This is a genomic window from Caballeronia mineralivorans PML1(12) (assembly GCF_001028175.1).
In the GTDB taxonomy this organism is placed as follows: domain Bacteria; phylum Pseudomonadota; class Gammaproteobacteria; order Burkholderiales; family Burkholderiaceae; genus Caballeronia; species Caballeronia mineralivorans.
Window position 1 is genome coordinate 1 of the sequence record NZ_AEJF01000180.1, and the last position, 23,676, is coordinate 23,676.

Annotated in this window: 22 protein-coding genes; 12 read left to right on the forward strand and 10 right to left on the reverse strand. The window is 61.9% G+C overall.

Annotated elements, in window-relative coordinates; translation table 11 throughout:
* Nucleotides 1-14: 14 nt before the first annotated feature.
* The 3 genes from EOS_RS30645 to EOS_RS30655 all read right to left on the reverse strand — a co-directional run bounded on the left by EOS_RS30645 (nucleotide 15) and on the right by EOS_RS30655 (nucleotide 2,946).
* Complete coding sequence (locus tag EOS_RS30645; protein ID WP_047895957.1) at nucleotides 15-437, reverse strand: GNAT family acetyltransferase; 423 nt, start codon at nucleotides 435-437, stop codon at nucleotides 15-17.
* On the reverse strand, nucleotides 434-1,618 hold the full coding sequence (locus EOS_RS30650; protein WP_047895958.1) for an acetylornithine transaminase: 1,185 nt from the start codon (nucleotides 1,616-1,618) through the stop codon (nucleotides 434-436). The genes EOS_RS30645 and EOS_RS30650 overlap by 4 nt, the downstream gene beginning before the upstream one ends.
* A gap of 296 nt (nucleotides 1,619-1,914) precedes the next feature.
* Nucleotides 1,915-2,946 carry a CDP-6-deoxy-delta-3,4-glucoseen reductase gene (locus EOS_RS30655; RefSeq protein WP_047895959.1) on the reverse strand — a complete coding sequence of 344 codons (1,032 nt, stop codon included), beginning with the start codon at nucleotides 2,944-2,946 and terminating at the stop codon, nucleotides 1,915-1,917.
* Between the two features lie 60 nt (nucleotides 2,947-3,006).
* Here EOS_RS30655 and EOS_RS30660 point away from each other — a divergent pair, with 60 nt between their 5' ends.
* Complete coding sequence (locus EOS_RS30660) at nucleotides 3,007-4,119, forward strand: NAD-dependent epimerase/dehydratase family protein (protein WP_047896024.1); 1,113 nt, start codon at nucleotides 3,007-3,009, stop codon at nucleotides 4,117-4,119.
* Here the strand turns inward: EOS_RS30660 and EOS_RS47610 are convergent.
* The 3 genes from EOS_RS47610 to EOS_RS30675 form a co-directional block, all read right to left on the reverse strand.
* Nucleotides 4,085-4,261 carry a hypothetical protein gene (locus EOS_RS47610; RefSeq protein WP_047895960.1) on the reverse strand — a complete coding sequence of 59 codons (177 nt, stop codon included), beginning with the start codon at nucleotides 4,259-4,261 and terminating at the stop codon, nucleotides 4,085-4,087. The genes EOS_RS30660 and EOS_RS47610 overlap by 35 nt on opposite strands.
* A 108-nt stretch (nucleotides 4,262-4,369) precedes the next feature.
* The gene (locus EOS_RS30670; RefSeq protein WP_053064086.1) at nucleotides 4,370-5,248 is read right to left on the reverse strand and encodes an alpha/beta hydrolase; all 879 of its coding nucleotides are present in this window, start codon (nucleotides 5,246-5,248) and stop codon (nucleotides 4,370-4,372) included.
* 176 nt (nucleotides 5,249-5,424) lie between these two features.
* Nucleotides 5,425-6,138 carry a pseudouridine synthase gene (locus tag EOS_RS30675; RefSeq protein WP_047895961.1) on the reverse strand — a complete coding sequence of 238 codons (714 nt, stop codon included), beginning with the start codon at nucleotides 6,136-6,138 and terminating at the stop codon, nucleotides 5,425-5,427.
* 282 nt (nucleotides 6,139-6,420) lie between these two features.
* Here EOS_RS30675 and poxB point away from each other — a divergent pair, with 282 nt between their 5' ends.
* Complete coding sequence (poxB, locus tag EOS_RS30680; protein WP_047895962.1) at nucleotides 6,421-8,142, forward strand: ubiquinone-dependent pyruvate dehydrogenase; 1,722 nt, start codon at nucleotides 6,421-6,423, stop codon at nucleotides 8,140-8,142.
* 86 nt (nucleotides 8,143-8,228) lie between these two features.
* Nucleotides 8,229-8,519: a hypothetical protein gene (locus tag EOS_RS30685; protein WP_047895963.1), complete on the forward strand. Its 291-nt coding sequence runs from the start codon at nucleotides 8,229-8,231 to the stop codon at nucleotides 8,517-8,519.
* A gap of 130 nt (nucleotides 8,520-8,649) precedes the next feature.
* Here the strand turns inward: EOS_RS30685 and EOS_RS30690 are convergent, their stop codons facing one another.
* Nucleotides 8,650-9,531 (reverse strand): LysR substrate-binding domain-containing protein, encoded by an 882-nt coding sequence (locus EOS_RS30690; RefSeq protein WP_047895964.1) that lies wholly within the window; start codon nucleotides 9,529-9,531, stop codon nucleotides 8,650-8,652.
* Between the two features lie 75 nt (nucleotides 9,532-9,606).
* Between EOS_RS30690 and EOS_RS30695 the strand changes: the two genes are divergently transcribed.
* From EOS_RS30695 to EOS_RS30710, 4 genes are read left to right on the forward strand one after another with little or no spacing between them, the layout of a single operon-like run.
* Nucleotides 9,607-10,512, forward strand: coding sequence for an HpcH/HpaI aldolase/citrate lyase family protein (locus tag EOS_RS30695; RefSeq protein ID WP_047895965.1), 906 nt, complete (start codon nucleotides 9,607-9,609; stop codon nucleotides 10,510-10,512).
* Entirely contained in the window at nucleotides 10,509-11,711 is a 1,203-nt protein-coding gene (locus EOS_RS30700; protein WP_047895966.1) for a CaiB/BaiF CoA transferase family protein, read from the forward strand. Before EOS_RS30695 ends, EOS_RS30700 begins: the two co-directional genes overlap by 4 nt.
* Before the next feature lie 16 nt (nucleotides 11,712-11,727).
* Entirely contained in the window at nucleotides 11,728-12,549 is an 822-nt protein-coding gene (locus tag EOS_RS30705) for an amidohydrolase family protein (RefSeq protein ID WP_047895967.1), read from the forward strand.
* 47 nt (nucleotides 12,550-12,596) lie between these two features.
* Nucleotides 12,597-13,967 (forward strand): short-chain fatty acid transporter, encoded by a 1,371-nt coding sequence (locus EOS_RS30710; protein WP_047895968.1) that lies wholly within the window; start codon nucleotides 12,597-12,599, stop codon nucleotides 13,965-13,967.
* Nucleotides 13,968-14,010: 43 nt separating this feature from the next.
* Here the strand turns inward: EOS_RS30710 and EOS_RS30715 are convergent, their stop codons facing one another.
* Nucleotides 14,011-14,910, reverse strand: coding sequence for a LysR family transcriptional regulator (locus tag EOS_RS30715; protein ID WP_047895969.1), 900 nt, complete (start codon nucleotides 14,908-14,910; stop codon nucleotides 14,011-14,013).
* Between the two features lie 113 nt (nucleotides 14,911-15,023).
* On the opposite strand from EOS_RS30715, the gene EOS_RS30720 reads away from it, so the two are divergent.
* Genes EOS_RS30720 through EOS_RS30730 form a run of 3 tightly spaced genes read left to right on the forward strand, consistent with a single transcriptional unit; the run spans nucleotide 15,024 to nucleotide 18,036 of the window.
* A complete protein-coding gene (locus tag EOS_RS30720; protein ID WP_047895970.1) occupies nucleotides 15,024-16,328 on the forward strand; it encodes a CitMHS family transporter in 1,305 nt (434 codons plus the stop codon).
* Between the two features lie 39 nt (nucleotides 16,329-16,367).
* On the forward strand, nucleotides 16,368-17,726 hold the full coding sequence (locus tag EOS_RS30725; protein ID WP_047895971.1) for an acyclic terpene utilization AtuA family protein: 1,359 nt from the start codon (nucleotides 16,368-16,370) through the stop codon (nucleotides 17,724-17,726).
* 1 nt (nucleotide 17,727) lies between these two features.
* A complete protein-coding gene (locus EOS_RS30730) occupies nucleotides 17,728-18,036 on the forward strand; it encodes an AtuA-related protein (protein ID WP_047895972.1) in 309 nt (102 codons plus the stop codon).
* Between the two features lie 101 nt (nucleotides 18,037-18,137).
* On the opposite strand, the gene EOS_RS30735 is transcribed toward EOS_RS30730, so the two are convergent.
* Both EOS_RS30735 and pdxR read right to left on the reverse strand, forming a co-directional pair.
* Nucleotides 18,138-19,556 (reverse strand): NYN domain-containing protein, encoded by a 1,419-nt coding sequence (locus EOS_RS30735; RefSeq protein ID WP_075645418.1) that lies wholly within the window; start codon nucleotides 19,554-19,556, stop codon nucleotides 18,138-18,140.
* A gap of 112 nt (nucleotides 19,557-19,668) precedes the next feature.
* Nucleotides 19,669-21,222 (reverse strand): MocR-like pyridoxine biosynthesis transcription factor PdxR, encoded by a 1,554-nt coding sequence (gene pdxR, locus EOS_RS30740; RefSeq protein WP_047895974.1) that lies wholly within the window; start codon nucleotides 21,220-21,222, stop codon nucleotides 19,669-19,671.
* 128 nt (nucleotides 21,223-21,350) lie between these two features.
* On the opposite strand from pdxR, the gene EOS_RS30745 reads away from it, so the two are divergent.
* Both EOS_RS30745 and EOS_RS30750 read left to right on the forward strand, forming a co-directional pair.
* Complete coding sequence (locus EOS_RS30745; protein WP_047895975.1) at nucleotides 21,351-22,448, forward strand: ABC transporter ATP-binding protein; 1,098 nt, start codon at nucleotides 21,351-21,353, stop codon at nucleotides 22,446-22,448.
* Between the two features lie 71 nt (nucleotides 22,449-22,519).
* A complete protein-coding gene (locus tag EOS_RS30750) occupies nucleotides 22,520-23,563 on the forward strand; it encodes an ABC transporter substrate-binding protein (protein ID WP_047895976.1) in 1,044 nt (347 codons plus the stop codon).
* The last annotated feature ends 113 nt before the right edge of the window (nucleotides 23,564-23,676 follow it).

Here is a 23,676-nt window from a genome sequence, read left to right on the forward strand (position 1 = left end):
TTTAATGCCGATGTTTAAAGCCGCTTGCCGAAGCTGACCACTTCATCCATCTGGTACCCGAGCTTTGCGTAAAACCCCTGCGCCTCGGGCTTGTTCGCCATGATTTGCAGATTGAGCTTCGGACATCCGATGCAGGCAAGCGCGCGTTCCGCATGTTCGACCAGCGCGCGGCCATAACCATTGCCGCGCTGATCTTCAGCCACGGCCAGCGAATACAGCCAACCGCGATGCCCGTCGTAACCCGCCATCACCGTGCCGATCAGACGCTCGTTCAACCAGCCGACGAAGAACAACTCCGGCTGCATCGCGAGCTTGTTTCGAATCGATAACCGCGGATCGCGCTGTGGTTTGCCAGGCGTAGCGTATTCGGGAAACGCCTCAGACCAGAGCGCGAGCACGGCCTGCGTGTCGCGCTCATCGAAGACCCGGATGATCACAGCGCGTCCAGCACAGACCGCAGCATCGACATCATCTGGTCGATCTCGTCCTTCGTCACGTTCAGCGCCGGCATGAAGCGCAGCAGATTCGGCCGCGCTGCATTCAGAAGCAGACCATCCGGTCCCATATCGCGCGCCATTTCAACGATCTTCGGACCGTTGTCGTTATTGAGCAGCAATGCGCGCAGCAGACCTTCGCCACGTTCGCCATTGAAACCGCGCTCTTCCGAAAGCTGCAATAGCTGAGCCTTCAGATAATCGCCACGCTCACGCACGCCTTCGAGAAAACCCGGCGCGGTCAGTTGCGAAATCACTGAGTAGCCCACGGCCGTCGTCAGCGGATTGCCGTTATACGTGCCGCCCTGATCACCGGGTTCGAAGCACGCGACTTCCTTGGTCGACAGCAGCGCCGCCAAAGGCACGCCGCCGCCAATCCCCTTGCCCAGCGTCATGATGTCCGGCTCCACGCCCGACAACTCATACGCGAACAAGGTCCCGGCACGGCCGCAACCGCTTTGCACTTCATCGACGATCATCAGCAAATTGTGCTTCTTCGTCAGTGCGCGCAGCGCCTGCATGAACTCGCGCGTTGCCGGGATCACGCCGCCTTCGCCTTGAATTGGCTCGAGCATCACGCCGACGGTTTTATCGGTGATGAGCTTTTCCACCGATGCAATGTCGTTCAGGTCGGCCTTCGGAAAGCCCGGCACTTGCGGTGCATAAATGGTGTCCCAGCCCGGCTTGCCGCTCGCCGACATGGTGGCCAGCGTGCGCCCGTGGAAGCTGTGATCGAAGGTGATGATCTCGTACGCGCCGCCCTTGAACTTCTTGCCCCACTTGCGCGCGAGTTTGATGGCACCTTCGTTGGCTTCCGCGCCGCTGTTGGCGAAGAACACTTTGTCGAAGCAGCTGTTCGCGGTGAGCAGGCCGGCGAGCTGGGCCATCGGCGCGTTGTAGAAAGCCGGCGACGGGTTGATCAGCGTGCGGGACTGCTTGTCCATGGCTTCGATCATGCCGTCGTTGCAATGACCGAGACTATTCACCGCCCAACCCTGGATGAAGTCGAGGTATCGCTTCTCGTTGTTGTCGTAGAGCCAGGAACCCTTGCCGTGCGTGAACACGATCTCAGGACGGTTCGTGATGAACATCAGCGATTCGACGGGATACTCTTGGAAATTCATGACGGCGGGCTCCACGAAAACAGCAAGGAAAAAAGACGGCGGGATTAAAAACCGAACCAACAATGCAAAAAGCCACGGAATTCCGTGGCTTCATAGTGTCGAAGTGTGCGCTGGTTCGAAAACTCAAGCGCCAATCCGTGACCAGCCAGCGGCATCCCTAGGGAAGCGACGAGCTGCGACGTCGAAGAGTGGCGTAAATTTTGAGCATTCGCGAAGAATACGACACGAAGTTCCTGCGTGTAAACCATGGCGGCCCGATTTTTGTCGAGCCGCCACACTCGCAGGCTAAATCGCGGCTAAACCGGATTGGCGAGATCTGCCGCGCTGGTGAACGAGTCGGCGTAGAACTCGTCTTCAGGCAAGCGGTGATGGCTCGTGAAATCGCGCTGGGCGGATTCCACCATCACCGGCGCACCGCACGCGTACACCTGATACGCGCTCAAGTCTGGCAGATCTTCGATGACAGCACGATGAACGAAGCCCGTGCGCCCCGTCCACGCGTCGCTTGCATCGGGTTCCGACAACACCGGCACGAACGAGAAGTTCGGCACGTCCTTCGCCCATTGTTCGGCGAGATCCATCATGTACAGGTCTTGCTTGCGGCGGCCGCCCCAGTACAGCGTCATCGGCCGGTTCAGGTTCTTGAACACCGCATGTTCGATAATCGCCTTGATCGGCGCAAAGCCGGTGCCGGACGCGAGCAGCACGATCGGCTTCTCTGAATCTTCGCGCAGGAAGAACGTGCCGAGCGGGCCTTCGAAGCGCAGGATGTCGCGCTCTTTCATGGCGCCGAACACGTGGTCCGTGAACGTGCCGCCGGGCATATGGCGAACGTGCAGCTCGATCGGGCCTTCGTGATGCGGCGGGCTTGCCATCGAATAGCTGCGGCGCTTGCCGTCTTTCAGGATGAATTCGATGTACTGTCCGGCCAGGTATTGCAGCCGTTCGTTGGCAGGCAATTGCAGCTTCAGTTCCACAACGTCGGCCGCCTTGCGTTCCAGCGCGTTCACGCGGCAAGGCAGCTTCTTCACCTGGATATCGCCGACGCCCGCCACTTCGCGCACGTCGACCACCAGATCGCCCTTGGCCGTCGCGCAGCAGAGCAATGCCATGCCGCGGGTTTTTTCGTCGTTGGACAACGCCGACGACGAATGCGGCGCCTGCTCGACCTCGCCGGAGACGACCGTGCCTTTGCATGAACCGCAGGCTCCGTTCTTGCAGCCGTAGGGAAGTCCGATGCCCTGGCGCAATGCGGCGAGCAGCACCGCCTCGTCGGGTTCTACTTGGAACTGCCGGCCGCTTTGCCGGAGCGTAACGTTGAAAGCCATAGATCCTGGATGAGTTGGGGTGAAACAAATGCCAAAGCTGTCGCGGCTACAATCGACAGCATGATCGCCACTCGAAAACTACGCCGCGCGCGTGTGCTGATCGCCGGTTGCGGCGATGTCGGCCTGCGTTGCGTGCCGCTTCTTGCACACCGTGCCGCCGCGCCTCGCGTGATCGCACTTTCAAGCCAGCCCGCGCGCGTGACCGAACTACGCGCAGCCGGCACGACGCCGTTGATCGGCGACCTGGACGAGCGCCGCAGCTTGCGACGGCTGGCCGGTCTCGCATCGACTGTGCTGCATCTGGCGCCGCCCCAGAAAACGGGCGACGACGACACCAGGACCCGCGCGCTGATTGCCGCTTTGAGCGCGCCGCGACGCTCCGTTGCGCGCGCTGTGACCAGCGCGGTTGCCCGGCAGCGAGCGTGGCGCGGATGGTTTCGCGCGACCTTCAAGAGCAGCAAGCCGGCGGGCGCGAATACGCGCGCTAAAGCCATAAAAAGAGCGCCTATTGTACCCGACCGGGTTTCGAGCGCTGCCGCGCGCGGCTGGCCGATACGCGTGGTTTATGCGAGTACCTCCGGGGTTTATGGCGATTGCGGCGGGGCGTGGATCGATGAAACGCGGCCGGTGCGGCCGGACAACGCGCGTGCGAAACGGCGGGTATCGGCGGAAACGCAATTGCGCCGGGCGGCACGACGCGGTGTGTTGAACGCATCGATTGTGCGGATTCCCGGCATTTACGCCGGCAACCGGCTACCGCTGGCAAGGCTGCAAAAGGGGACGCCTGCTTTGGCGCCAGCCGACGATGTCTATACCAACCATATCCACGCCGACGATCTTGCGGCCATTCTCGTGCTCGCGATCCGGCGGGCGTGGCCGCAGCGCGTGGTGCATGCATCGGACGACAGCGAGTTGCGCATGGGCGAGTATTTCGACCGTATCGCCGATGCGTTCGGTTTGCCGCGCGCCCCCCGCGTTTCGCGTGAGCAAGCGGAGGCGCAGCTCGAGCCGATGATGCTCTCGTTCATGCGTGAATCGCGACGTCTGCAGAACACCCGGCTGCGGGACGAATTGCGTTACACGCTGCGTTATCCGAGCATCGACGACTTCTTGCGCGAGGCGCGGATTGATCCAACCGTCACATCAATACCGGTAGCGTCTCCAGCAGGATGAAGCACAGCAAAGCCCCAATTAGCGCGCCGATCAGGTTGGGTTGATAGCGGTGGCGCAGATGCATCGTCACGAGCAATCCAACGATGAACAACACGCTGATCGCCACGAACGCAATCATTGCAATGGTCATGTGAGTGGCCATGATGGCCCTCCTGCTTCTTTTAATAGTCGTGTAATCAGTATAGTTTTACGTCGTAAGAAAGACATGCTGCATCGCACAGGGGTTTTCCCGGGCTGTGGCGGAATTGTTCTACAGTGCGAACGAATCGATAAATTCCGATACATCGGCCAGCACCGTCGAGTGCCCGCGCAGCGTAGCGGCGAGTGCCGACACTATTCGGATATGGCCCACGCCGTCGTAGTGCTTCACTTCCACCCGGTCGCCGTGTCGCCGCAAAACCGCCGCTAACCGGTCGGTGTTGCCCGGATCGACGACAAGATCGTCAGTGCCGGCGGCAAGGAACATTGGCGGCTCGTGGCCGGTGACGAAATTGATTGGCTGGCTCTCTGCGCGCGTACTCGCCGGAAATACATCGAGCAGCGTGCGGTCCTTGATCGGCAGGAAATCATAGGGTCCAGCTAAACCGATCACGCCGCGCAAGTCGGCTTTCGACATCGATTGCGAAGCGAGATAACGTGGATCGGTGGCGATCAGCGCAGCGAGATGTGCACCCGCCGAATGGCCCATTACAAAGAGCCGCGCCGGATCGCCGCCGAATTCATGCGCGTGATCGCGCGTCCAGCGAACGGCGGCCGCGGCGTCATCGACAAAACCCGGGAACGCCGTTTCCGGATACGTGCGGTAGTCCGGCATCACCGCCACGTATCCACGCGACGTCAACGCCTGCGCAACAAACAGATAATTGCCACGATCCCCGTTCTGCCAGCTTCCGCCGTAAAAGAACACGACAACTGGCCGCGTCTCACTACGTGCAACGGCTGCGGTGGGAACGTAGACATCGAGCGCCTGACGCGGATCGCTTCCGTACGCAATATCCGGTGTCTTCCGGTAGCCGCCCGACGGAATAGTGGCGTTCAGAAGTTTGACGGGACTACAGGCGGCGAGTGCCGCAGCGCCAAGACTGGCAAGACCGAATGTCACGATGCGGCGTTTTTGTTGTGCGGGCATAGGTGTCGAAAAGCAATGGATGCCACGTTCTACGCTTGAAGCGCCCGGATGGATGCAGCGCGCTTTGGTAGGACGTTAAACCCCGCGCGGTCGCGGCTCCGCTCGCTGTCGCACGAATGACATCGGAAGCGCGTCACATTGTCTGGGCGCACCGCTCGTGTGACCACGCAAGCCAGTCAGCTTTGCCGCAACATGGCCAGGTCTGCATCGTCGAGCCACCGCCATTGGCCTTCGTCCAGATCGTCAGGCAAACCAAAACCGCCGATGCGCTCCCGATGCAACTTCTCCACCCGGTTGCCCGCCGCCGCAACCATCCGCTTCACTTGGTGATACTTGCCTTCGAGCACCGAAAGCTCGAGCACATGTTCATCGCGCTGCTTGGCGCCGACGGCCGCAATAGGCTGCGATTCGCCGTGCAGCAAGACGCCGTTGCGCAGTGCCGAGAGTTGGGCGTCGTCGAGAGGATGGCGCGTGGTCGCGAGATAAACCTTCGGCACCTTGCGTTTCGGCGATGTGAACGCATGCACGAACGCGCCGTCATCGGAGAGGAGCAGAAGGCCGGTCGTGTCCTGATCCAGGCGGCCCACGCATTGCACGCCGCGCTCGGGCAACTGCGGCGGCAAGAGGTGAAAGACGCTCAGGTGGTGCTGCGGATCGCGTGAGCACTCGTAGCCCGGAGGCTTGTTCAGCACCAGATAAGCTTTTTCCCGATACCGCCACGTGGTGCCATCGACTTGAAACTCGAACGAGGAGAGCGTGTCGGATGTTATTTCCGTCGCCGGATTGATGCAGGGCGAGCCGGCAATCGACACGCGCTGATCGGCTACAAGCGCGCGGCATTGGCGGCGTGAGCCGAAGCCCTGCGAGAAGAGAATGCGTTCGAGATCCATCGGGCGGTTCTTGGCTCAGGCAGAGAGGAGGGGCGGGCGGACATTCTAGCAACCGGTGCGCTTCAGTCTCGTATGGCCGTTTTGGTATGGCGTGCATGCCGCGCCAGCGCCCCAATGTCGGCCACTCGTAAGGCAGGCCGATTAAGGTTTTTTCATAATTGACCCTCGGCATCGCGTTTATGCTTTTCGCTTTGAGCCATTGCACACGTATGACGAAAGGACGCTGATAACCCGGCATCCAATCGACCACTCCGATTCCTCTTTTCACCCAAGGAGCAGGACATGGCACGAAACACGGTTGCGGAATTTTTGGCAAAAACCCTGGCGGCAGCAGGCGTCGAACGTATCTGGGGCGTCACCGGCGACAGCCTGAACGGACTCGCCTACAGCCTTGACCAGGTCGGCTCGATCCGATGGATGCACACACGCCACGAGGAAGTCGCCGCGTTCGCGGCAGGCGCCGACGCGGCATCGACGGGAAAGCTTGCGGTGTGCGCCGGCAGTTGCGGCCCGGGCAACCTGCACCTCATCAACGGCTTGTACGACTGTCATCGGAACCAGCAACCGGTGTTGGCGATCGCAGCGCATATCCCGTCGTCGGAGATCGGCTTGGGCTACTTTCAGGAGACCCATCCGACCGCGCTCTTCAAGGAATGCAGCCATTACGTCGAACTGGTGTCGAGCGCCGCGCAGTTTCCCCGCGTGCTCGCCCGCGCGATGCGCACGGCGATCGAAGAGCGCGGCGTCGCGGTGATCGTGCTGCCCGGTGATGTTGCGTTGAGCGAAGCGCCTGCGGAAACGCCTAGCTGGTCCGCAACGGGTCCATCGACCATCCTGCCCTCGGACATCGATATCGACCGGCTCGCGGCCATGCTGAACGAGTCCGAAGCGGTGACGCTGATGTGCGGCAGCGGCACTGCGGGCGCGCATGACGAAGTGGTGGCGCTCGCGGACGTGCTCGGCGCACCGGTCGTCCACGCGATGCGCGGCAAGCAGTTCATCGAATGGGACAACCCGTATGACGTCGGCATGACCGGTCTGATCGGCTTCAGTTCGGGCTATCACGCGATGATGTCGTGCGACACGCTGCTCCTGCTCGGCTGCGACTTTCCCTACCGGCCGTTCTATCCCACCGACGCCGAGATCATCCAGATCGACTGGCGCGGCTCGAAGCTGGGCTCTCGCGCGCCGCTCGCGCTGGGGCTGGTCGGCACGGTCAAGGAGACGATCTCAGCGGTCCTGCCGAAGCTCACACGCAAGGCGGACCGCAATTTCATCGATACCGCCCGCAAGCACTATGCATCGGCGAGAAAAGGACTCGACGAACTCGCGACGCCGTCGGGCCCGGGCAGGCCGATTCATCCGCAGTATCTGACCCGGCTTATCGACGAAGCCGCCGCCGAAGACGCTATTTTCACCGCCGATGTCGGCACGCCGACGGTCTGGGCCGCCCGTTATCTCACGATGAACGGTAAGCGCCAGCTTCACGGCTCGTTCAACCACGGCTCCATGGCAAACGCAATGCCGCAAGCACTCGGCGCGCAGGGCGCGAACCCGGGGCGTCAGGTGATCTCGCTGTCGGGCGATGGTGGGTTATCGATGCTGCTTGGCGACTTGCTCAGCGCTCGCCAGCTCGATCTCCCGATCAAAGTGATGGTTTATAACAACAGTCTGCTCGGCTTCGTTTCGATGGAACTCAAGGCCGCCGGTTATCTGGATACCAACGTCGATCTCGCGAAAACCGACTTCGCGGCCATTGCCCAGGGGGCGGGCATTTTCAGCATCCGGGTGGAGGAGTCCGAGGATATTGCCGAGGCGCTGCAGAAGGCCTTTGCTTATCCCGGGCCGGCGCTCGTGGACGTGGTGACATCCAAGCACGAACTGGCCATGCCGCCAAAAGTGGAACTGGCGCAGGCGAAGGGATTCAGCCTCTACATGCTGCGCGCGATCCTGAATGGTCGCGGCGACGAAATCGTTGAGTTGGCGAAAACCAACTTTCGATAGGAATGCGCTGAATTCGTTGAAATTCTCAGCATTTCGAACAACAATGCGGTGCTGCAATTGATTCATCACTCCAGGGAGATTGGCAAATGAAGAAGTTCTCGCAAATTGCAATAGTTGGTGCGCTCGCTTTCGCGTTCGCAGGCACGGCAATGGCTCAGTCGGGTGGCGGCGGTTCGAAGACGGACACCAGCAAGCCTGCTGTCAGTCCCAAAGAACCCAAGCCGCACCTGCCGCACTTCAAACATCATAAGAAAGCAGCATCCGAAACGGGCGGCACGACGTTGCATCAGCAGGACAAGGCATCGCACCTGAAGGGCGCCTCGGCTGCAGCAGCCGCGTCGGCCATGGGCACGAACGACAAGGGCGCACCGCAGTAAGCGGCTAAGCCTGGCAGCAAGGCGCGCGGGGCGGCAAGCTTCGTGTGCGAGATGCGGCGGCACGTGCGAGCGTGCCGCCGCATTGTTTTTGGGTGCGCGGAACCTTGAGGGCGCCCCGTCCCTTGTGTATTCATCCCATCTCGCCGCGCACGCACTGCAGCGCGCAATCCACCAGGCCGCGAATCAGCCGCTCACGCACTGACGCCCGTTTCCAGAGCACGCCAAAGCGGCGCGGTTCCGATTCCATCGGCAAGCTGAGCCGGGCGATGCGCAGTGCGCTCGTCATCGGCGAGGCGACATCGGGGGCGAGAGACACCCCCAGCCCGCGATCCACCATCATCGCGATGGCTGCGAGTGAACTCAGCTCGAAGCGCTCGTTCGGCACGATGCCGACACGCCTTAGATACCGCTCCGCTTCCTTGCCGCCGGCCAGCGACCGGTCGTAGCGGATCAATGGCTCGTGCGCGAGCAGGTCATGCGCATCACGCTTCGCGAGCCGCTGCGGCGCGATCACCACGAGCGGTTCCTCGCGCAGCAATTCCCACACGAAGGTTTTCGGCATGGCGAAGGCGGGATGCGTGCAGACGGCGGCATCAACGTCGCCCTGTCGCAATGCTTCATACAATTCCGCCGATGTCCCCGACTGGATGAACACCTTCACCTGCGGATGAGCGGTGACGAAACGCGCGAGGATGTCCGGCAGCAGGCTATGCAACGCCGTATTGATCGTGCCAAGCCTGAGTTCGCCGGTCGCGTATTCGTTGTTGGCGAGGATTTTCAGGTCGGCGAGCTCGCGCAGCAAACCTCGCGATTGGGCCACTATGCGGCTGCCTGCCGGCGTGAGCGACACCGTCCGTCCCGCACGTGCAAGCAGCGGCGCGCCGAACTCGCGTTCGAGCGTACGGATCTGCTGCGCCACCGCGGCGGGCGTCAGGTCGAGGCGGCGAGCGGCTTCCGCCATTGACCCGGTATCGACGACCAGCAGGAAGCTGGTCAGGAACGACGTCTCCATGAAGATACTTTTAGTTGATTTTGAAGGCACATTCTATCGCTTTATCTTCATTGTTCCGATGACTAGACTGGCGGCATGAAAAGCAAACTATTCGTTCCGGCCTCGCGGCCCGAACTGTTCGTCAAAGCCTTGGCGAGCGAGGCAGACGCCCTTTCTTTCGACCTCGAAGACGCCGTATCCGAGGCGCGCAAGCCTGAAGCGCGAGCGCATCTTCGCGACTTCCTGCTGCAGTCCTCAGACGCCCTGAATGCTTCGGACCGGTTCGGTGGCAAGACGCTGATCGTGCGTGTGAATGCCATCGATTCACCTCATTTCGAAGCCGATCTTGCCGCCGTCGTGCAGACGGGCGTCAACCTGATCAATTTGCCGAAACCGCGCAGTGCCGACGATGTACGGGCAGCCGCGACCGCGCTCGATGCCGCCGAACGCACTAACGGCGTGTCGGAGCCGATCGGCTTGCTGCTGAATATCGAATCGCCGGGCGCGTTGCGGCGTTCGTTTGAACTGGCCAGTGCGCATCCTCGCGTGAAAGGCTTGCAGCTTGGGCTGGGCGACTTGTTCGAGCCGCTTGGCATTGCGCGGCGGGAGAACGCCGCGATCCAGCAGGCGATGTTCGCGCTCAGCATGGCGGCGGGCGAGGCGGGCGTGTTCGCTTACGACTCAGCGTTCGCCGATATCCGCGACCAGGCTGGTTTCCAGGCCGAGGCGCGGCTGGCTCGCAGTCTTGGGTTTATCGGCAAGAGTTGCATTCATCCGAGCCAGATCGCACTCGCCAATGCAATATTCCAGCCGACGCCCGATGAAATCGCTCACGCGCAACGGGTGGTCGAAGCGGCGGCCGAAGCCGATGCAGCAGGCCGGGGCGCGTATGTGGTCGATGGCAAGATGATCGATGGCCCGTTCGTCGCGCGGGCGCGGGTAATCGTGGCGCAGGCGGCTTCGAAGATTGCTTCGAAGCAAGACCGGGGGGCGCAGCCATGAGTGCATCATCGCGCAGACCCGATGGCGCGCGCGGGCCGTTGAGCGGCATCCGCGTGCTCGACTTGAGTGCGTATATCGCCGGGCCTTATGGTTGTAGTCTGCTCGCCGATCAGGGTGCCGAAGTCATCAAGATCGAGCCGCCCGCGGGCGATAACCTCCGCAAATATCCATCGACACTCGAGAGAGAGAGCCGCGCGTTTCTTGGCGTGAACCGCAGCAAGCTCGGCCTCGCGCTTGACCTGAAACAACCCGAAGGGCTCGCCGCGCTGAAGGCGCTGGTCGCGCGCGCCGACGTGCTCGTGCACAATTTCCGGCCGAGCGTGCCGGTGCGGCTGGGTATCGACTATGAGCAGTTGAAGCTGCTCAATCCACGGCTCATTTACTGCGCCGTGACAGGGTATGGCGAAACCGGGCCGCTCAAGGACAAGGCGGGTTACGACCAGGTGCTGCAAACCATGACCGGCATGTGCGCGATGCAAGGCAAGAGCGGCGGGCCGCCCGAAGTGCTGTATGGATCGGTGGTGGATTACTATGCGGCGGCGCTGGTGGCCGGCGGCGTGGCTTCCGCGCTGTTCGAGCGCGAGCGCAGTGGCGAAGGGCAGTACGTTGGCGTGTCGCTGTTGCGCAGCGCGCTCACCATGCAGTCGGCGCGTCTCGTCTGGGCCGACAGCGAGCCCCGCGAAGTCGGCCGCGACATGCGTTCAGGCGGCATCACCGGCATTCATCCGACCCGCGAGGGTTATCTCTACATCTCCGCCAATACGCCGCATTTCTGGCAGGCGCTGTGCCGCAAGACGGGCCTCGATGCGCTAGCCGCCGATCCGCGTTTCGATACCGTGAGGAAACGCGCGCTTCACGTCGATGAGATCGTGCCGCAACTCCACGCCGCGTTGCAGGCGAAGAGCGCGCTGGAATGGGAAGCACTGTTCGGCGAAGAGGTGCCGTGCGCGGCGGCGCGTACGGTCGAAGACATGTTCGAGGATCCGCAGGTTCTGGCTGAAGACATGATCGCGACGTACGAGCATCCGGTGGTGGGGCGATATCGGGGCCTCAAGCGGTCAATCCGGTTCGGCCGGACGCCCGGTCCCGAGCCTTTTGCCGCGCCCACGTTCGGCCAGGATTCGGAACAGGTGCTGAGCGAACAAGGAATGTCGAGCGAGGACATCGAAGCGCTCCGGGCGAAGCGCGTGATTGAATAAAAAGAGGAGACAACGCATGCCCACGATCACCCCGCCGCCGCTCGCCTGCGATGCCCACATGCACGTCTTCGATGCCCGCTTTGCGCACAGCGGCACGATGGTGAACGACGCCACCGCCGAGGTGTATCGCCGCGAGTTCCAGGCGCGCATTGGCACTACGCGTACGGTGGTCGTGACGCCGCGCATCTATGGCGTCGATAATCGCGTGACACTCGACGCGATCCAGCAACTCGGCGCCGAGCGCACGCGTGGTGTGGCCGTGCTGCGCCCCGACGTAACCGATGCAGAACTGGTCACGCTGCATGCGGGCGGCATCCGCGGAATTCGTTTCACGTTGTACACGCCGATGCAGGCGGTCGTCGGCTTCGAGATGGTGGAGTCGCTCTCGCAGCGGGTGAACGAACTCGGCTGGCATGTTCAGTTGCACTGGACGGCCGCGCAGATCGTCGACCATAAGGCATTGCTGAAACGCCTGCCGTCCAGGATCGTCTTCGATCACCTCGCGCGTTTGCCGGGACCCGAAGGTATCGATCATCCGGCGTTCGGCATTGTGCGCACGCTGCTGGACGGTGGCCGTGCGTGGCTGAAGTTGTCGGGTCCGTATCTCGATTCGCGCGTGGGCGAAGCAGAACGCTATAGCGATATGGACCGCACTGCGCGCGCCTGGGTCAATGCAGCGCCTGAGCGGCTGGTATGGGGCAGCGACTGGCCGCACACGACGGAAACAGCCAAACCCGACGATGCAGCGCTGTTCGAGTTGCTTGCGCACTGGGTGGAAAACCCCGGGCAACGCCAAGCCATTCTCGTCGATAACCCCGGGACGCTCTATGACTTCTGACCCCGCCGGACGTTAAAACAACCAACAACAATCACAAGGAGACTGACATGAAACCGGCGAGCGCATCACCAACGGGCGGTGGCGGTAAAACGCGCTTCACCAACGCGACCATCGACCTCTTCGAGCGCGTCATTCCTGACCCGTTCGTCCTCGCGATCCTGATCACTGCGTTTGTCGCGGTGGCGTCTGCATTGTTCGCGCCGCATGCGTCGTTCATGGGGATCGTCGGCGGCTGGTACAAGGGTTTCTTCGATATCCTTACCTTTGCATTCCAGATCACGCTGATCCTCGTTACCGGCCACGCGTTCGCGCACGCGCCGCCTGTGCAGAGGCTTTTTCGTGCGGTTGTTTCCATCGCCCGCACGCCGGTTCAGGCAGCCACGCTCACTTTTGTATCGGTCGCGGTTGCGTCGTTTTTCAACTGGGGTTTCGGGCTCGTGGTCGCGGCGCTGCTCGCGCGCGAAGTCGCGAAGCGCATGCGCGTGGACTTCGCCTGGATCGTGGCGGCGGGGTTCTCCGGCTGGGTGGTGTGGGCGAGCGGCATCTCGAGTTCGATTGCGCTGGCCCAGGCGACGCACGGCAGCGCGATGAATGTCGTTGAAAAATTGACCGGGCAGGTGTTGCCGTTCAGCAGCACCGTGTTCACCGCGTTCAATCTGGTGCCGACGTTCGTGATGCTGATCGCCACGCCGATCGTGCTCGCTTTGCTCAAGCCCGCCGATGAAGACATCGTCGTACTCGATCTCGACAAGAATCCCGATCCGCCCGCCAAGACCCGCCCTGCGGGCAAACTCACGCCGGCCAAGTGGCTTGAATATTCGCGGGTGGGCAGCGCGTTTATCGGCGCGGCAGGGGTGTCGTTCCTGGCGATCGCGTGGACCCACAAGACGAGCTTCAGCGGCGTGAACGCGGTGATCTTCGTGATGTTCATAGCGGGCGTGATCCTGCACGGTTATCCGCTCGCTTACGCCGATGCCATCAAGAACGCCGCGCGCCAGACCGGTTCAATGATGCTTCAGTACCCGCTCTACGGCGGCATCATGGGGATCATGGATGCGACTGGTTTGCCCGATGTGCTGTCGCATTTCTTTATCGCTATTTCGAACGCGCACACGCTGCCGTTCTGGAGTTACGTATGTTCGCTGCTGGTGACCTTCCTCGTACCGTCGGGTGGTGGCCACTGGGCGGTGCAGGGGCCGTTCGTGGTGCCGGCGGCGGTTGCGCTGCATGCATCGGTGCCTGGCACGACGATGGCAGTTGCAATGGGCGAACAAGTGTCCAACATGCTGCAGCCGTTCTGGGCCGCACCGGTTGTGGCGATGGCGGGTGTCGGCGTGCAGCGTGTGCTCGGCTTCACGGTCATGACCTTCTTGCTCGGCGCCGTGGTGTACGGCGCGGCCTTGCTGTTGCTGATCTAACCGTTCGCGCGACATAATTTGGGGGCGGCGAGTGGGCTGGGTGTCATTCTCCGCGCTGCTTCAGCCCCTTGACGATCACGCCGACAAACGCCTCCGTCACGGGCGGCAACGTCCGTCCGCGCTTTTTCACGAGCGCGATGGAACGCACGAACCCCGGTTCATCGATAACCCGCGTCACCAGACTTGGCTCCGCACGCACTTCGCGCGCCGAGCGCGGCAGGATGGTCACGCCAAGGCCGGCTCGCACCATCGCGACGGCGGTCATCATGTAGGTCGGCTCGCAGGTCGGCACGGGTGCGCAACCTGCGTCCTCGAAAGCGGCATCCACGACAGCTCGCACGCTGGTCCCCGCTGCCGTGAGCACCAGCGGATAGCGGACGATCTCCGCCAAGCCGATCCGCCGCTCAGCGGTCAGCGGATGCCCTTCCGGGCACACGACGCACAACCGGTCCTCACCGGCATGCAGCACTTCCAGCGATGCATCGGTCACGTCACCGCCGGTCAGACCCACGTCCACATCCTCGTTACGCACCAGCGCATTGACCACGCTCGCGACCACATCGCGGATTTGAAACGATACGTGCGGCAACTCGCGCCTGAATTCCTGGATCAGATCGGGCAGCAAACTCGCGGCGAACGACGGCAGGCACGCGAGCCGCACCGTGCCCGTGGAACCGTCGCTGAGTGCGCGGGCGTCGTGGAGAACCTGCTCCATATCGCCAAGCGACTTTTGCAGGACCGGCAGCAGGTCGCGTCCAACTGGCGTTAGCGCGACGCTGCGGCTATTGCGGTCGAATAGCCGCGCGCCGAGCGTTTCTTCAAGACGCCGGATCTGCACCGTCAACGCGGGTTGTGACAGATGCAGGCGCACAGCCGCGCGCGTGAAACTGCCCGCCTGCGCCACGGCGATGAATGCACGGATATCGCGGAGATTCAGGTCCATGGCTTTCGGCTATTACGAAATGTGATTGCTGCCATCAAATCATTTCAATTGTTTTATCGACGTCTCGAAATTACGCTTGGATCTAATAAAAAACAAGATCGGAGACAAACATCGTGCTGCCATTGCTCGGCCTTGCCACCATCGTCGTCCTGCTCGCGGCGATCCTTTCCAAACGAATGTCGCCGCTGGTCGCGCTGATCATCGTGCCGATAGCGGCGTCGCTGATCGGCGGCTTCGGGCTGCAGACGAGCAAGTTCGTTATCGACGGGCTGAAGAGCCTTGCGCCTGTCGTCGGCATGTTCGTGTTCGCGATCCTGTACTTCGGCACGATCACCGATGCCGGTACGCTCGATCCGATCATCGATCGCATTCTGCGTACGGTTGGCACGCGGCCGACGCGCATTGTCATGGGCACGACGCTGCTCGCGCTGCTGATCCACCTCGACGGCTCGGGCGCGGTCTGTTTTCTCGTGACCATCCCCGCGATGCTGCCGCTTTACGATCGCCTCAAGATGGATCGGCGCGTGCTGGCCGCGGCGGCGTCGATGGCGGCTGGCATCAACTTTTTGCCATGGACCGGGCCGATGATCCGCGCATCGGCGTCGCTGCATCTGCCTATCTCCGCGCTGTTTAATCCGCTGATTCCGGTGCAGATCGTGGGCCTCGTATTCGTGTTCGGCGTGTCCTGGTGGCTCGGTCGGCGCGAAGAAAAAAGGCTCGGTTATTCGGCCGCCGACGGTGAGGTCCCCATGCCGCAACGCGAACTCACCGATGAACAAAAGGCGTTGCGTCGCCCGAAGAATTTCTGGTTCAACATCGTGCTGACGCTGGTGGTGCTCGGCACGATGGTGGTGATGGGCGAGAAGATTCCGCCGGCGATCATGTTCATGGTCGGCTTATGCATCGCGTTGCTCGTCAACTATCCGAACGTGGATATGCAGCGCCAGCGTATAGATGCCCACGCGCGCGCCGCGTTGATGATGGCCGGCATCCTGCTCGCAGCGGGCGTGTTCACCGGCGTGATGCAAGGCAGCGGCATGCTCAAGGCGATGGCGCAGGCGGCGGTCGGTTTCGTGCCGCCATCGATGGCTACGCATATTCCCGTTGCACTGGGTTTCCTGTCGATGCCCCTCAGCATGCTCTTCGATCCCGACTCGTTTTACTTCGGTGTGTTGCCCGTGATTGCGGAAGTAGCGGGGCAGCTTGGCGTGCCGGCGGTGCATGTCGGGCAGGCGGCATTGCTCGGCCAGATGACCACGGGATTCCCGGTGAGCCCGCTCACGCCCGCGACGTTTCTTGTCGTCGGCTTGACCGGCATCGATCTCGCCGATCATCAGAAATTCACGTTTCCGCTGTTGTTCGGCGCGTCGATCGTCATGACGATAGCGTGTGTCGTGATGGGGATATTTCCTCTTTGAGCGCGTTTTTGTACGCGTTCTTGAACGCAAGGAATGAGCATGACTGCTGCAACTAAAGGAGGCCGCGTCCGGATCGGCGCGGGCGCGGGTTACTCGGGCGATCGCATTGAACCCGCGCTCGAACTGGCCGAGCACGGCGCGCTCGACTATCTCGTGTTCGAGTGTCTGGCCGAGCGCACCATCGCGCTTGCGCAACAGGCGCGGCGGGGAAATCCGGAACTGGGTTATGACCCGTTGCTCGACGCAAGAATGCACGCGGTGCTGCCTGCGGCCGCGCGTAACGGCGTACGAATCATCTCGAACATGGGTGCGGCAAACCCGCTGGCGGCGGCGCGCAAGACTGCATCGATAGCTAAGGATCTGGGTTTGAGCGGCCTGAAAATCGCGGCCGTCAGTGGTGACGATGTACTTGATGTCGTGAGGAAAGGAACGTATCGATTCGAGGAATCCGGTGATAGCGTGGCGGACTACGACAGCAAGCTCGTGTCCGCGAATGCGTATCTGGGTGCCGCGCCGATTGTCGATGCACTGCAGGCTGGCGCCGATATCGTGCTCACCGGCCGCGCGGCCGATCCATCGCTTTTCACGGCGCCGCTGATCCACGCGTTCGGCTGGGCGATGGACGATTGGAACACGCTCGGTCAAGCGACGGTGGTGGGACATCTGCTCGAATGCGCGGGACAGATCACGGGCGGTTATTTCGCCGATCCGGGTTTCAAGGACGTGCCGATGCTCGCGCGCCTCGGCTTTCCGATCGGCGAAGTTGAAGCGGACGGCTGCGTCACGATTACCAAGGTCGCGCATGCGGGCGGTCGCGTGACGGAGGCCACATGCAAAGAGCAACTCCTGTATGAGATTCACGATCCCCGCAGATATCTCCAGCCCGATGTAGTTGCTGATTTCTCGCAAGTTCGCGTTGTGGAAGAAGCGGCGGATCGGGTACGGGTGAGCGGTGGGCGTGGGACATCGCGCACCGGGACGTTGAAGGTAACGCTCGCCTACGTGGATGGGTTTATCGGCGAAGGGCAGATTTCTTATGGCGGTCCGGGCGCGGTCGCGCGGGCGAAGCTCGCGCTCGAGATCGTGCGTGAGCGGCTGGCGATGACGGGCGTTTCGGCAAGCGAACTGCGCTTCGATCTGATCGGTATCGATTCGTTGCACGGCACGACGCTCGGCGGGCGCAATGCGGAACCGTATGAAGTCCGCGTTCGCGTAGCGGGGCGAACGAATTCGATGGCAGAGGCGGTTCGTATCGGCAACGAAGTCGAGACGCTCTATACCAATGGTCCGGCAGGCGGCGGCGGGGTGACGAAGACGGCGCGCGAGGTGATCGCGGTGCAGTCGGTTTTGTTGCCGCGAGAACTCGTGCGGCCATCGTTCGACATGGTGGAGGCTTGAGATGAAACTACGTCAACTGGCTCATTCCCGAACCGGCGATAAGGGCAATACGCTGAATGTATCGGTGATCTGTTACGACGCGCGGCACTACGGTCATCTGCTTGCGTACGTCACGCCGGAGCGCGTGAAAGCGCATCTGGGCGATGTCGTGAAGGGTGACGTGACACGCTTCGAACTGCCGGGGATATCGGCGATGAATTTTGTACTCGGGCGCGCGCTGGGTGGCGGCGTGACGCGATCGCTCGCGCTCGACGCACATGGGAAATCGCTGAGTTCGGCATTGATGGATCTGGAGATTCCGGAGCCTTGACCATCGCCCGATGCTGAGGCTTGGATCGTTGTAGTTCACCGGCGCGAACGATCCGAACATCGCCGTCGCGGCTATGCGGCGGCGATCTTTTTTTCACGTTGTCACTCTTCGCTCGCCGTTGCAGTCTTTCGAGGGCGGCGACTACGCGGAGCCGTCTTGCGCGGCACCCTTGCGGAAGCTTTCTTTGCGGCGGGCGCGGCCGTTTCCTGATCCGGGCGATCGGCAGCTTCGGCTGAAGCTGCAACCGCAGCTTGCTCCTCACGCCGCTCTTGCGGCGCCTTCGCGGCAACTTTCTTCGCAGCGACCTGACGTCCGCGACGCGCCGCCCCGCGCTTCGGTTGTGGCGCTTCGCGCACTTCACTCAGCCGCGCGAGCGCTTCTTCCTCGCGCTCCTGAATCACTGGCATTGGAGCAATCACCGGTTCTTCAACGACAGCCGGTTCTTCGACAAATACCCGTGGTTGTTCAAAAAACGGCTCGTCGGGCAGGACTTCAGAGCGCGCTTCGTGACTCTCATGAGTCTCTTCGAAGAGCATCGGTTCGGGCGCGGGTTGTCGCACGTTGCGGCCTTTCCTTCGATTCTTCTCGCCGCCCGATTTCGCCTGCTGCCGGGTTTCCCTCGACACGGCAGGCGTTTCAACTTCCCTGACCGTTTCCGTACTTGAGGACGATTGCGTCCGATACACAAACGCACCCGATTTTTCGTCGCGCCCTACTTCGAGCAGACCGCGTAATTGCGCTTCCTCGAGCAAATTGCCAAATGCGCGAAAGCCGTAGTAGGACTCGTTGAAATCCGGCTTGCGTCGCTTGATTGCGCTCTTTAGCACCGAGGCCCAGATCTTGCCGCTTTCGCCTCGCTCCGAGGCGAGATCGTCGAAGGTTTCCACCGCGATGGCGATGGCTTTGGCCTTGCGGTTTTCGAGTTCCTGCTTCGGCTGGCGGTCGTCGTCTGACGTGCGTTTGGACGAAGAGGCCGCCGCCGCGTTCGCATCCCGGGAATCGCGTGCCTCGCGTGCTTCCCGTTTGGCGATCGCGCGTTGCTGCTCGCGCACGAGGTCGTCGTAGAAAATGAATTCATCGCAGTTCGCGACGAGCAGATCGGAGGTCGAGTTTTTCACGCCCACGCCGATCACCTTCTTCGCGTTCTCGCGCAGCTTCGACACGAGCGGCGAGAAGTCCGAATCGCCGCTGATGATCACGAAGGTATCGACGTGCGATTTCGTGTAGCAGAGATCGAGGGCATCGACGACGAGCCGGATGTCCGCCGAATTCTTGCCCGACTGACGCACGTGCGGAATTTCGATCAGCTCGAAACTGGCTTCGTGCATGGCCGCTTTAAAACCTTTGTAGCGATCCCAGTCGCAATAAGCCTTTTTCACCACGATGCTGCCTTTGAGCAGCAGCCGTTCGAGCACCGGCATGATGTCGAACTTGTCGTATTTCGCGTCGCGCACGCCGAGGGCGACGTTTTCGAAGTCGCAAAACAACGCCATGCTGACGCTATCAGGGGATGAGGCCATAGAAACTCCAGCAGGAATGCCGGGTGTGCACGGCAGTATTAACGAGCGCACATGATATCTGTTTGTGCGGCGAGCTTTGATTTGCGTGGCAGCCGGCAGCCCGTCAGGATGATCATTGAGCGTGTCTTCGTTGACCGGTCGCGCGCGTCGACGCTCCTAGCGCTGTTTGCTCGATCACCCTTGCTAGCGTGTCAAAAGCCGGGCCAATCTGGGCGTTGGGAACGCACGCATACCCGAGCAGCAGGCCGCGACGGGCCGGAGTCTCACCGCTGTAGTACGCCGCCAGCGCCCGCACGATCACGCCGGCATCGTAAGCGGCCGCCGCCACCTCGCGATCGTTCGCATGATCGGGCAGGCCAAGCACGAGGTGCAGTCCCGCCTCGTCGCCCATCACCGGCAGTTCATTGCCGAAGCGTGCGGTGATTGCATCGATCAGGATTTGCCGGCGCTCGCCGTACAGCGCACGCATGCGGCGCACATGCGACGTGAGGTGGCCGTCCATGATGAAATCGGTCATCACCGCCTGCTGCATCAACTGACCTTCGCGGTACAGCTCCGCGACGCCGGTACGGAACGTATCGACCAGATGTTCCGGCGCGATCATGTAGCCGATACGCAAGCCCGGAAACAGCATCTTTCCCAGACTGCCGACGTAGATCACTTGGCCCGCATCGTCGAGGCCCTGCAGCGATGCAAGCGGGTGACTGCCGTAGCGGAACTCGCTGTCGTAGTCATCCTCGATGATCCACACCTTGTGCTGGCGCGCGTACTCGAGCAGTGTGCGGCGGCGCGCGAGGCTCATCACCATGCCGAGCGGGTATTGATGGGACGGTGTAACAAGCGCGAGCCGCGGCGGGTTTTGCAGATCCTGTTCGCGCGGGTTAAGCCCTTCGTCGTCGACCGGCACCGGCACGAGTTTTATCCCTGAGGACTGCAGCACGCTGCGCGCGCCCCAGTAGCACGGTTCCTCGACCCATGCGCGGTCGCCAACATCGGTCAGGAGACGCACCGCGAGATCGATCGACTGATGGATGCCGGTGGTAATGATGATCTGGTCCGGCGTGCAGTTCACCGAGCGCGCGACGCGCAGGTAGTCCGACAGGGCGCGCCGCAGGGGCCGATAACCGCCGCCTGGCGCATAGGTCAGCAGATCGGGATTGGCTTCCTTCCACAGCTTTGCCTGCAGGCGGCTCCATGTGCGCGCCGGAAACTCGGCGACATCGGGCACGCCCGGCATGAACGCGCCCCACTGCTTGAGCGACACGCCTGCCTGGTCGATCAGGCGGCGGCCGCGCGACGACAGGTCGCCGTGTTCACGCCGGATGGGAGTGGGCGCGCCCGGCTCGATCGAACCACTAGCCGGCAATGCCCGGCGTGCATTGACCGCCGCGCTGTCAGGCCGCGTATCGGCGACATAAGTGCCGCTGCCCATGGTCGAGATCACGTAGCCTTCGGCCGTCAACTGGTCGTACACGCGTAGTACCGTGTTGCGAGCAATAAGCAGGTCGCCTGCGAGCGTTCGTGAACTGGGCAACTTGGTGCCAGGCGGCAACTGGCCGGTCAGGATCGCCTGCTGCATCAGCCGCAGCACCTGCCGGTAGGAGGGTTCGGCTGCAGCCCGGTCAAGCCGCGCGGCGAGCCAATCCGACAAGATGACTGTGTCCAAGTGGTTCTATCCAGAATAATGAAATGGTTCTCTATTGTAGAACCGTAAGCGGCTATAGTGGTTCACACATTTGATGCGCTTCCCCTGTTCGGAGGGAGCCAGCCGGGACGGCGAAGGAGACTTGGACAATGAAGACCGAAGACGTGATCGTCAGCTTTCGGGGTGTGCGCAAGACGTATGACGGCGAGACGCTCGTCGTCAAACAACTTGATCTGGACATCTACCAGGGGGAATTCCTTACCCTGCTCGGGCCATCCGGCTCCGGCAAGACCACCTGCCTGATGATGCTGGCGGGCTTCGAATTTCCGACGGGCGGCGAGATCTGGCTCGACGGGACGCTGCTCAATACGGTGCCGCCGCACAAGCGGAACATCGGCATGGTGTTCCAGAACTACGCGCTGTTTCCGCATCTGACTGTCGAGCAGAACGTTGCGTATCCATTGACTGTGCGAAAGCTGTCGGCTGAAGAGCGCGCGTATCGGGTAGACAACGCGCTCAAGATGGTGCGCATGGATAGCTTCTCGAAGCGCTATCCGGCGCAGTTGTCGGGTGGCCAGCAACAGCGGATCGCGCTGGCGCGTGCGCTTGTGTTCGAACCCAAGCTGGTCTTGATGGATGAGCCACTCGGCGCGCTCGACAAGCAGTTGCGCGAGCATATGCAGTATGAACTTAAATCACTGCACGAAAAACTCGGCGTGACGTTTGTCTACGTGACGCACGATCAGGGCGAGGCGCTGACCATGTCGGACCGCGTTGCCGTGTTCGACAAGGGCATCGTGCAGCAGCTCGACACAGTCGACCGGCTCTACGAATCGCCATGCAATGAGTTCGTCGCGAACTTCATCGGCGATAGCAACAAGTTGCGCGGCACGGTGGCGGACGTCGACGGAGACTACTGTGAGTTTCATTTGATCGACGGCACGCGCCTCACGGGCCGCAACATTGGTGGCGCGCGGGCGGGTACGCCGGCGGTGGCGTGCATCCGGCCCGAACGCATGAAGCTTGCGGCCGGCACATCGCGGCCCGGCACCAACACGCTGGCGGGCGAGGCGCTCGGGCTGATCTATTTCGGCGACCACGTGCGCATGCGATGTGGCTTGCCGGAACAGGACGAGTGTTTTGTCAAGGTGCCGCTCGGCACTCAAGCGCTCAATACCTTTGCGCCAGGCGTTCCAGTCGCGCTCGAGTTCGCCCCTGAGCATCTGCGCGTGTTTGCCGGGGCCTGAGGTTCAGCAGGATAACAACGTCATACAGTAGTCACTGGTTAGCACACCATCACAAAGGAGAGGAACACACCATGTTGAAGATTGGCAAAACGCGTTGCGCTATCGGTGCTGTCGCACTTGCACTGGGCGCCGCACAGGTCAGCGCGGCCGAACTGACGGTCGTCAACTTCGGCGGCGCGAACGGCGATGCGCAGAAGGTTGCATTCAACCAGGCATTTGCAACGCAGACCGGCAACACGGTCACCGCCGTCGAATACGACGGCGAGCAGGCCAAAGTGAAGGCGATGGTCGAAGCGAAGCACGTGAACTGGGACGTCGTCGAAGTCGAATCGGGCGACCTTGGCCGCGGCTGCGACGAAGGCCTGTACGAGAAGCTGGACTGGTCGAAGATCGGCAAGAAATCCGATCTGATTCCGGAAGCGCCGCAAACGTGCGGAGCGGGCATTTTCGTATGGTCGACGGCACTCGCATATAACGCGGACAAGCTGAAGACCGCGCCGGCCAGCTGGGCTGACTTCTGGGACGTGAAGAAATTCCCCGGCAAGCGCGGCATGCGCAAGGGCGCGCGCTATAACCTCGAATTCGCGCTGATGGCTGACGGTGTAGCGCCAAAGGACGTCTACAAGGTGCTCGCGACCAAGGAAGGCCAGGACCGCGCGTTCAGGAAGCTCGCCGAACTGAAGCCGAACATCCAGTGGTGGGAAGCAGGCGCACAACCGCCGCAGTTCCTTGTGGCGGGCGATGTGGTGATGTCCACCGCGTACAACGGCCGCATTGACGCCGCGCAGAAGGAAGGCAAGAACCTGAAGGTGGTGTGGAACGGCAGCATCTACGACCTCGATTACTGGGCCATGCCGAAGGGCACGCCGAACAAGGCGCTGGCCGAGCAGTACATTGCGTACACGCTCACGTCGAAGCCGCAGCAGGACTACGCGAAGCACATCGCGTACGGTCCGGTGAACGTCGCGGCCATCAAGTCGCTCGATCCGAAGACGCTCGCCAACCTGCCGAACTCGCCGGCCAACGGCAAGAACGCAGTGCTGCAAGACCTGGCGTTCTGGACCGACCATGGCGACGAGCTGGAACAGCGTTTCGCTTCGTGGGCTGCAAAGTAAGCGCTCAGAGATAGCTAAATAGCGTAAGCAGGCAACACGGGGCGCGGTTTCGCGACACACGAAACCGCGCCGCATCGATGCAGGATCCGCGCGCCACTGCGGCGCGCGGCGGG

Excerpts from the sequence above, each read along its gene's own strand:
- EOS_RS30650 (WP_047895958.1), bottom strand. The coding sequence starts at position 1,618 with ATGAATTTCCAAGAGTATCCCGTCGAATCGCTGATGTTCATCACGAAC.
- EOS_RS30655 (WP_047895959.1), bottom strand. The coding sequence starts at position 2,946 with ATGGCTTTCAACGTTACGCTCCGGCAAAGCGGCCGGCAGTTCCAAGTA.
- EOS_RS30660 (WP_047896024.1), top strand. The coding sequence starts at position 3,007 with ATGATCGCCACTCGAAAACTACGCCGCGCGCGTGTGCTGATCGCCGGT.
- EOS_RS47610 (WP_047895960.1), bottom strand. The coding sequence starts at position 4,261 with ATGGCCACTCACATGACCATTGCAATGATTGCGTTCGTGGCGATCAGC.
- EOS_RS30670 (WP_053064086.1), bottom strand. The coding sequence starts at position 5,248 with ATGCCCGCACAACAAAAACGCCGCATCGTGACATTCGGTCTTGCCAGT.
- EOS_RS30675 (WP_047895961.1), bottom strand. The coding sequence starts at position 6,138 with ATGGATCTCGAACGCATTCTCTTCTCGCAGGGCTTCGGCTCACGCCGC.
- poxB (WP_047895962.1), top strand. The coding sequence starts at position 6,421 with ATGGCACGAAACACGGTTGCGGAATTTTTGGCAAAAACCCTGGCGGCA.
- EOS_RS30685 (WP_047895963.1), top strand. The coding sequence starts at position 8,229 with ATGAAGAAGTTCTCGCAAATTGCAATAGTTGGTGCGCTCGCTTTCGCG.
- EOS_RS30690 (WP_047895964.1), bottom strand. The coding sequence starts at position 9,531 with ATGGAGACGTCGTTCCTGACCAGCTTCCTGCTGGTCGTCGATACCGGG.
- EOS_RS30695 (WP_047895965.1), top strand. The coding sequence starts at position 9,607 with ATGAAAAGCAAACTATTCGTTCCGGCCTCGCGGCCCGAACTGTTCGTC.
- EOS_RS30700 (WP_047895966.1), top strand. The coding sequence starts at position 10,509 with ATGAGTGCATCATCGCGCAGACCCGATGGCGCGCGCGGGCCGTTGAGC.
- EOS_RS30705 (WP_047895967.1), top strand. The coding sequence starts at position 11,728 with ATGCCCACGATCACCCCGCCGCCGCTCGCCTGCGATGCCCACATGCAC.
- EOS_RS30710 (WP_047895968.1), top strand. The coding sequence starts at position 12,597 with ATGAAACCGGCGAGCGCATCACCAACGGGCGGTGGCGGTAAAACGCGC.
- EOS_RS30715 (WP_047895969.1), bottom strand. The coding sequence starts at position 14,910 with ATGGACCTGAATCTCCGCGATATCCGTGCATTCATCGCCGTGGCGCAG.
- EOS_RS30725 (WP_047895971.1), top strand. The coding sequence starts at position 16,368 with ATGACTGCTGCAACTAAAGGAGGCCGCGTCCGGATCGGCGCGGGCGCG.
- EOS_RS30730 (WP_047895972.1), top strand. The coding sequence starts at position 17,728 with ATGAAACTACGTCAACTGGCTCATTCCCGAACCGGCGATAAGGGCAAT.
- EOS_RS30735 (WP_075645418.1), bottom strand. The coding sequence starts at position 19,556 with ATGGCCTCATCCCCTGATAGCGTCAGCATGGCGTTGTTTTGCGACTTC.
- EOS_RS30745 (WP_047895975.1), top strand. The coding sequence starts at position 21,351 with ATGAAGACCGAAGACGTGATCGTCAGCTTTCGGGGTGTGCGCAAGACG.
- EOS_RS30750 (WP_047895976.1), top strand. The coding sequence starts at position 22,520 with ATGTTGAAGATTGGCAAAACGCGTTGCGCTATCGGTGCTGTCGCACTT.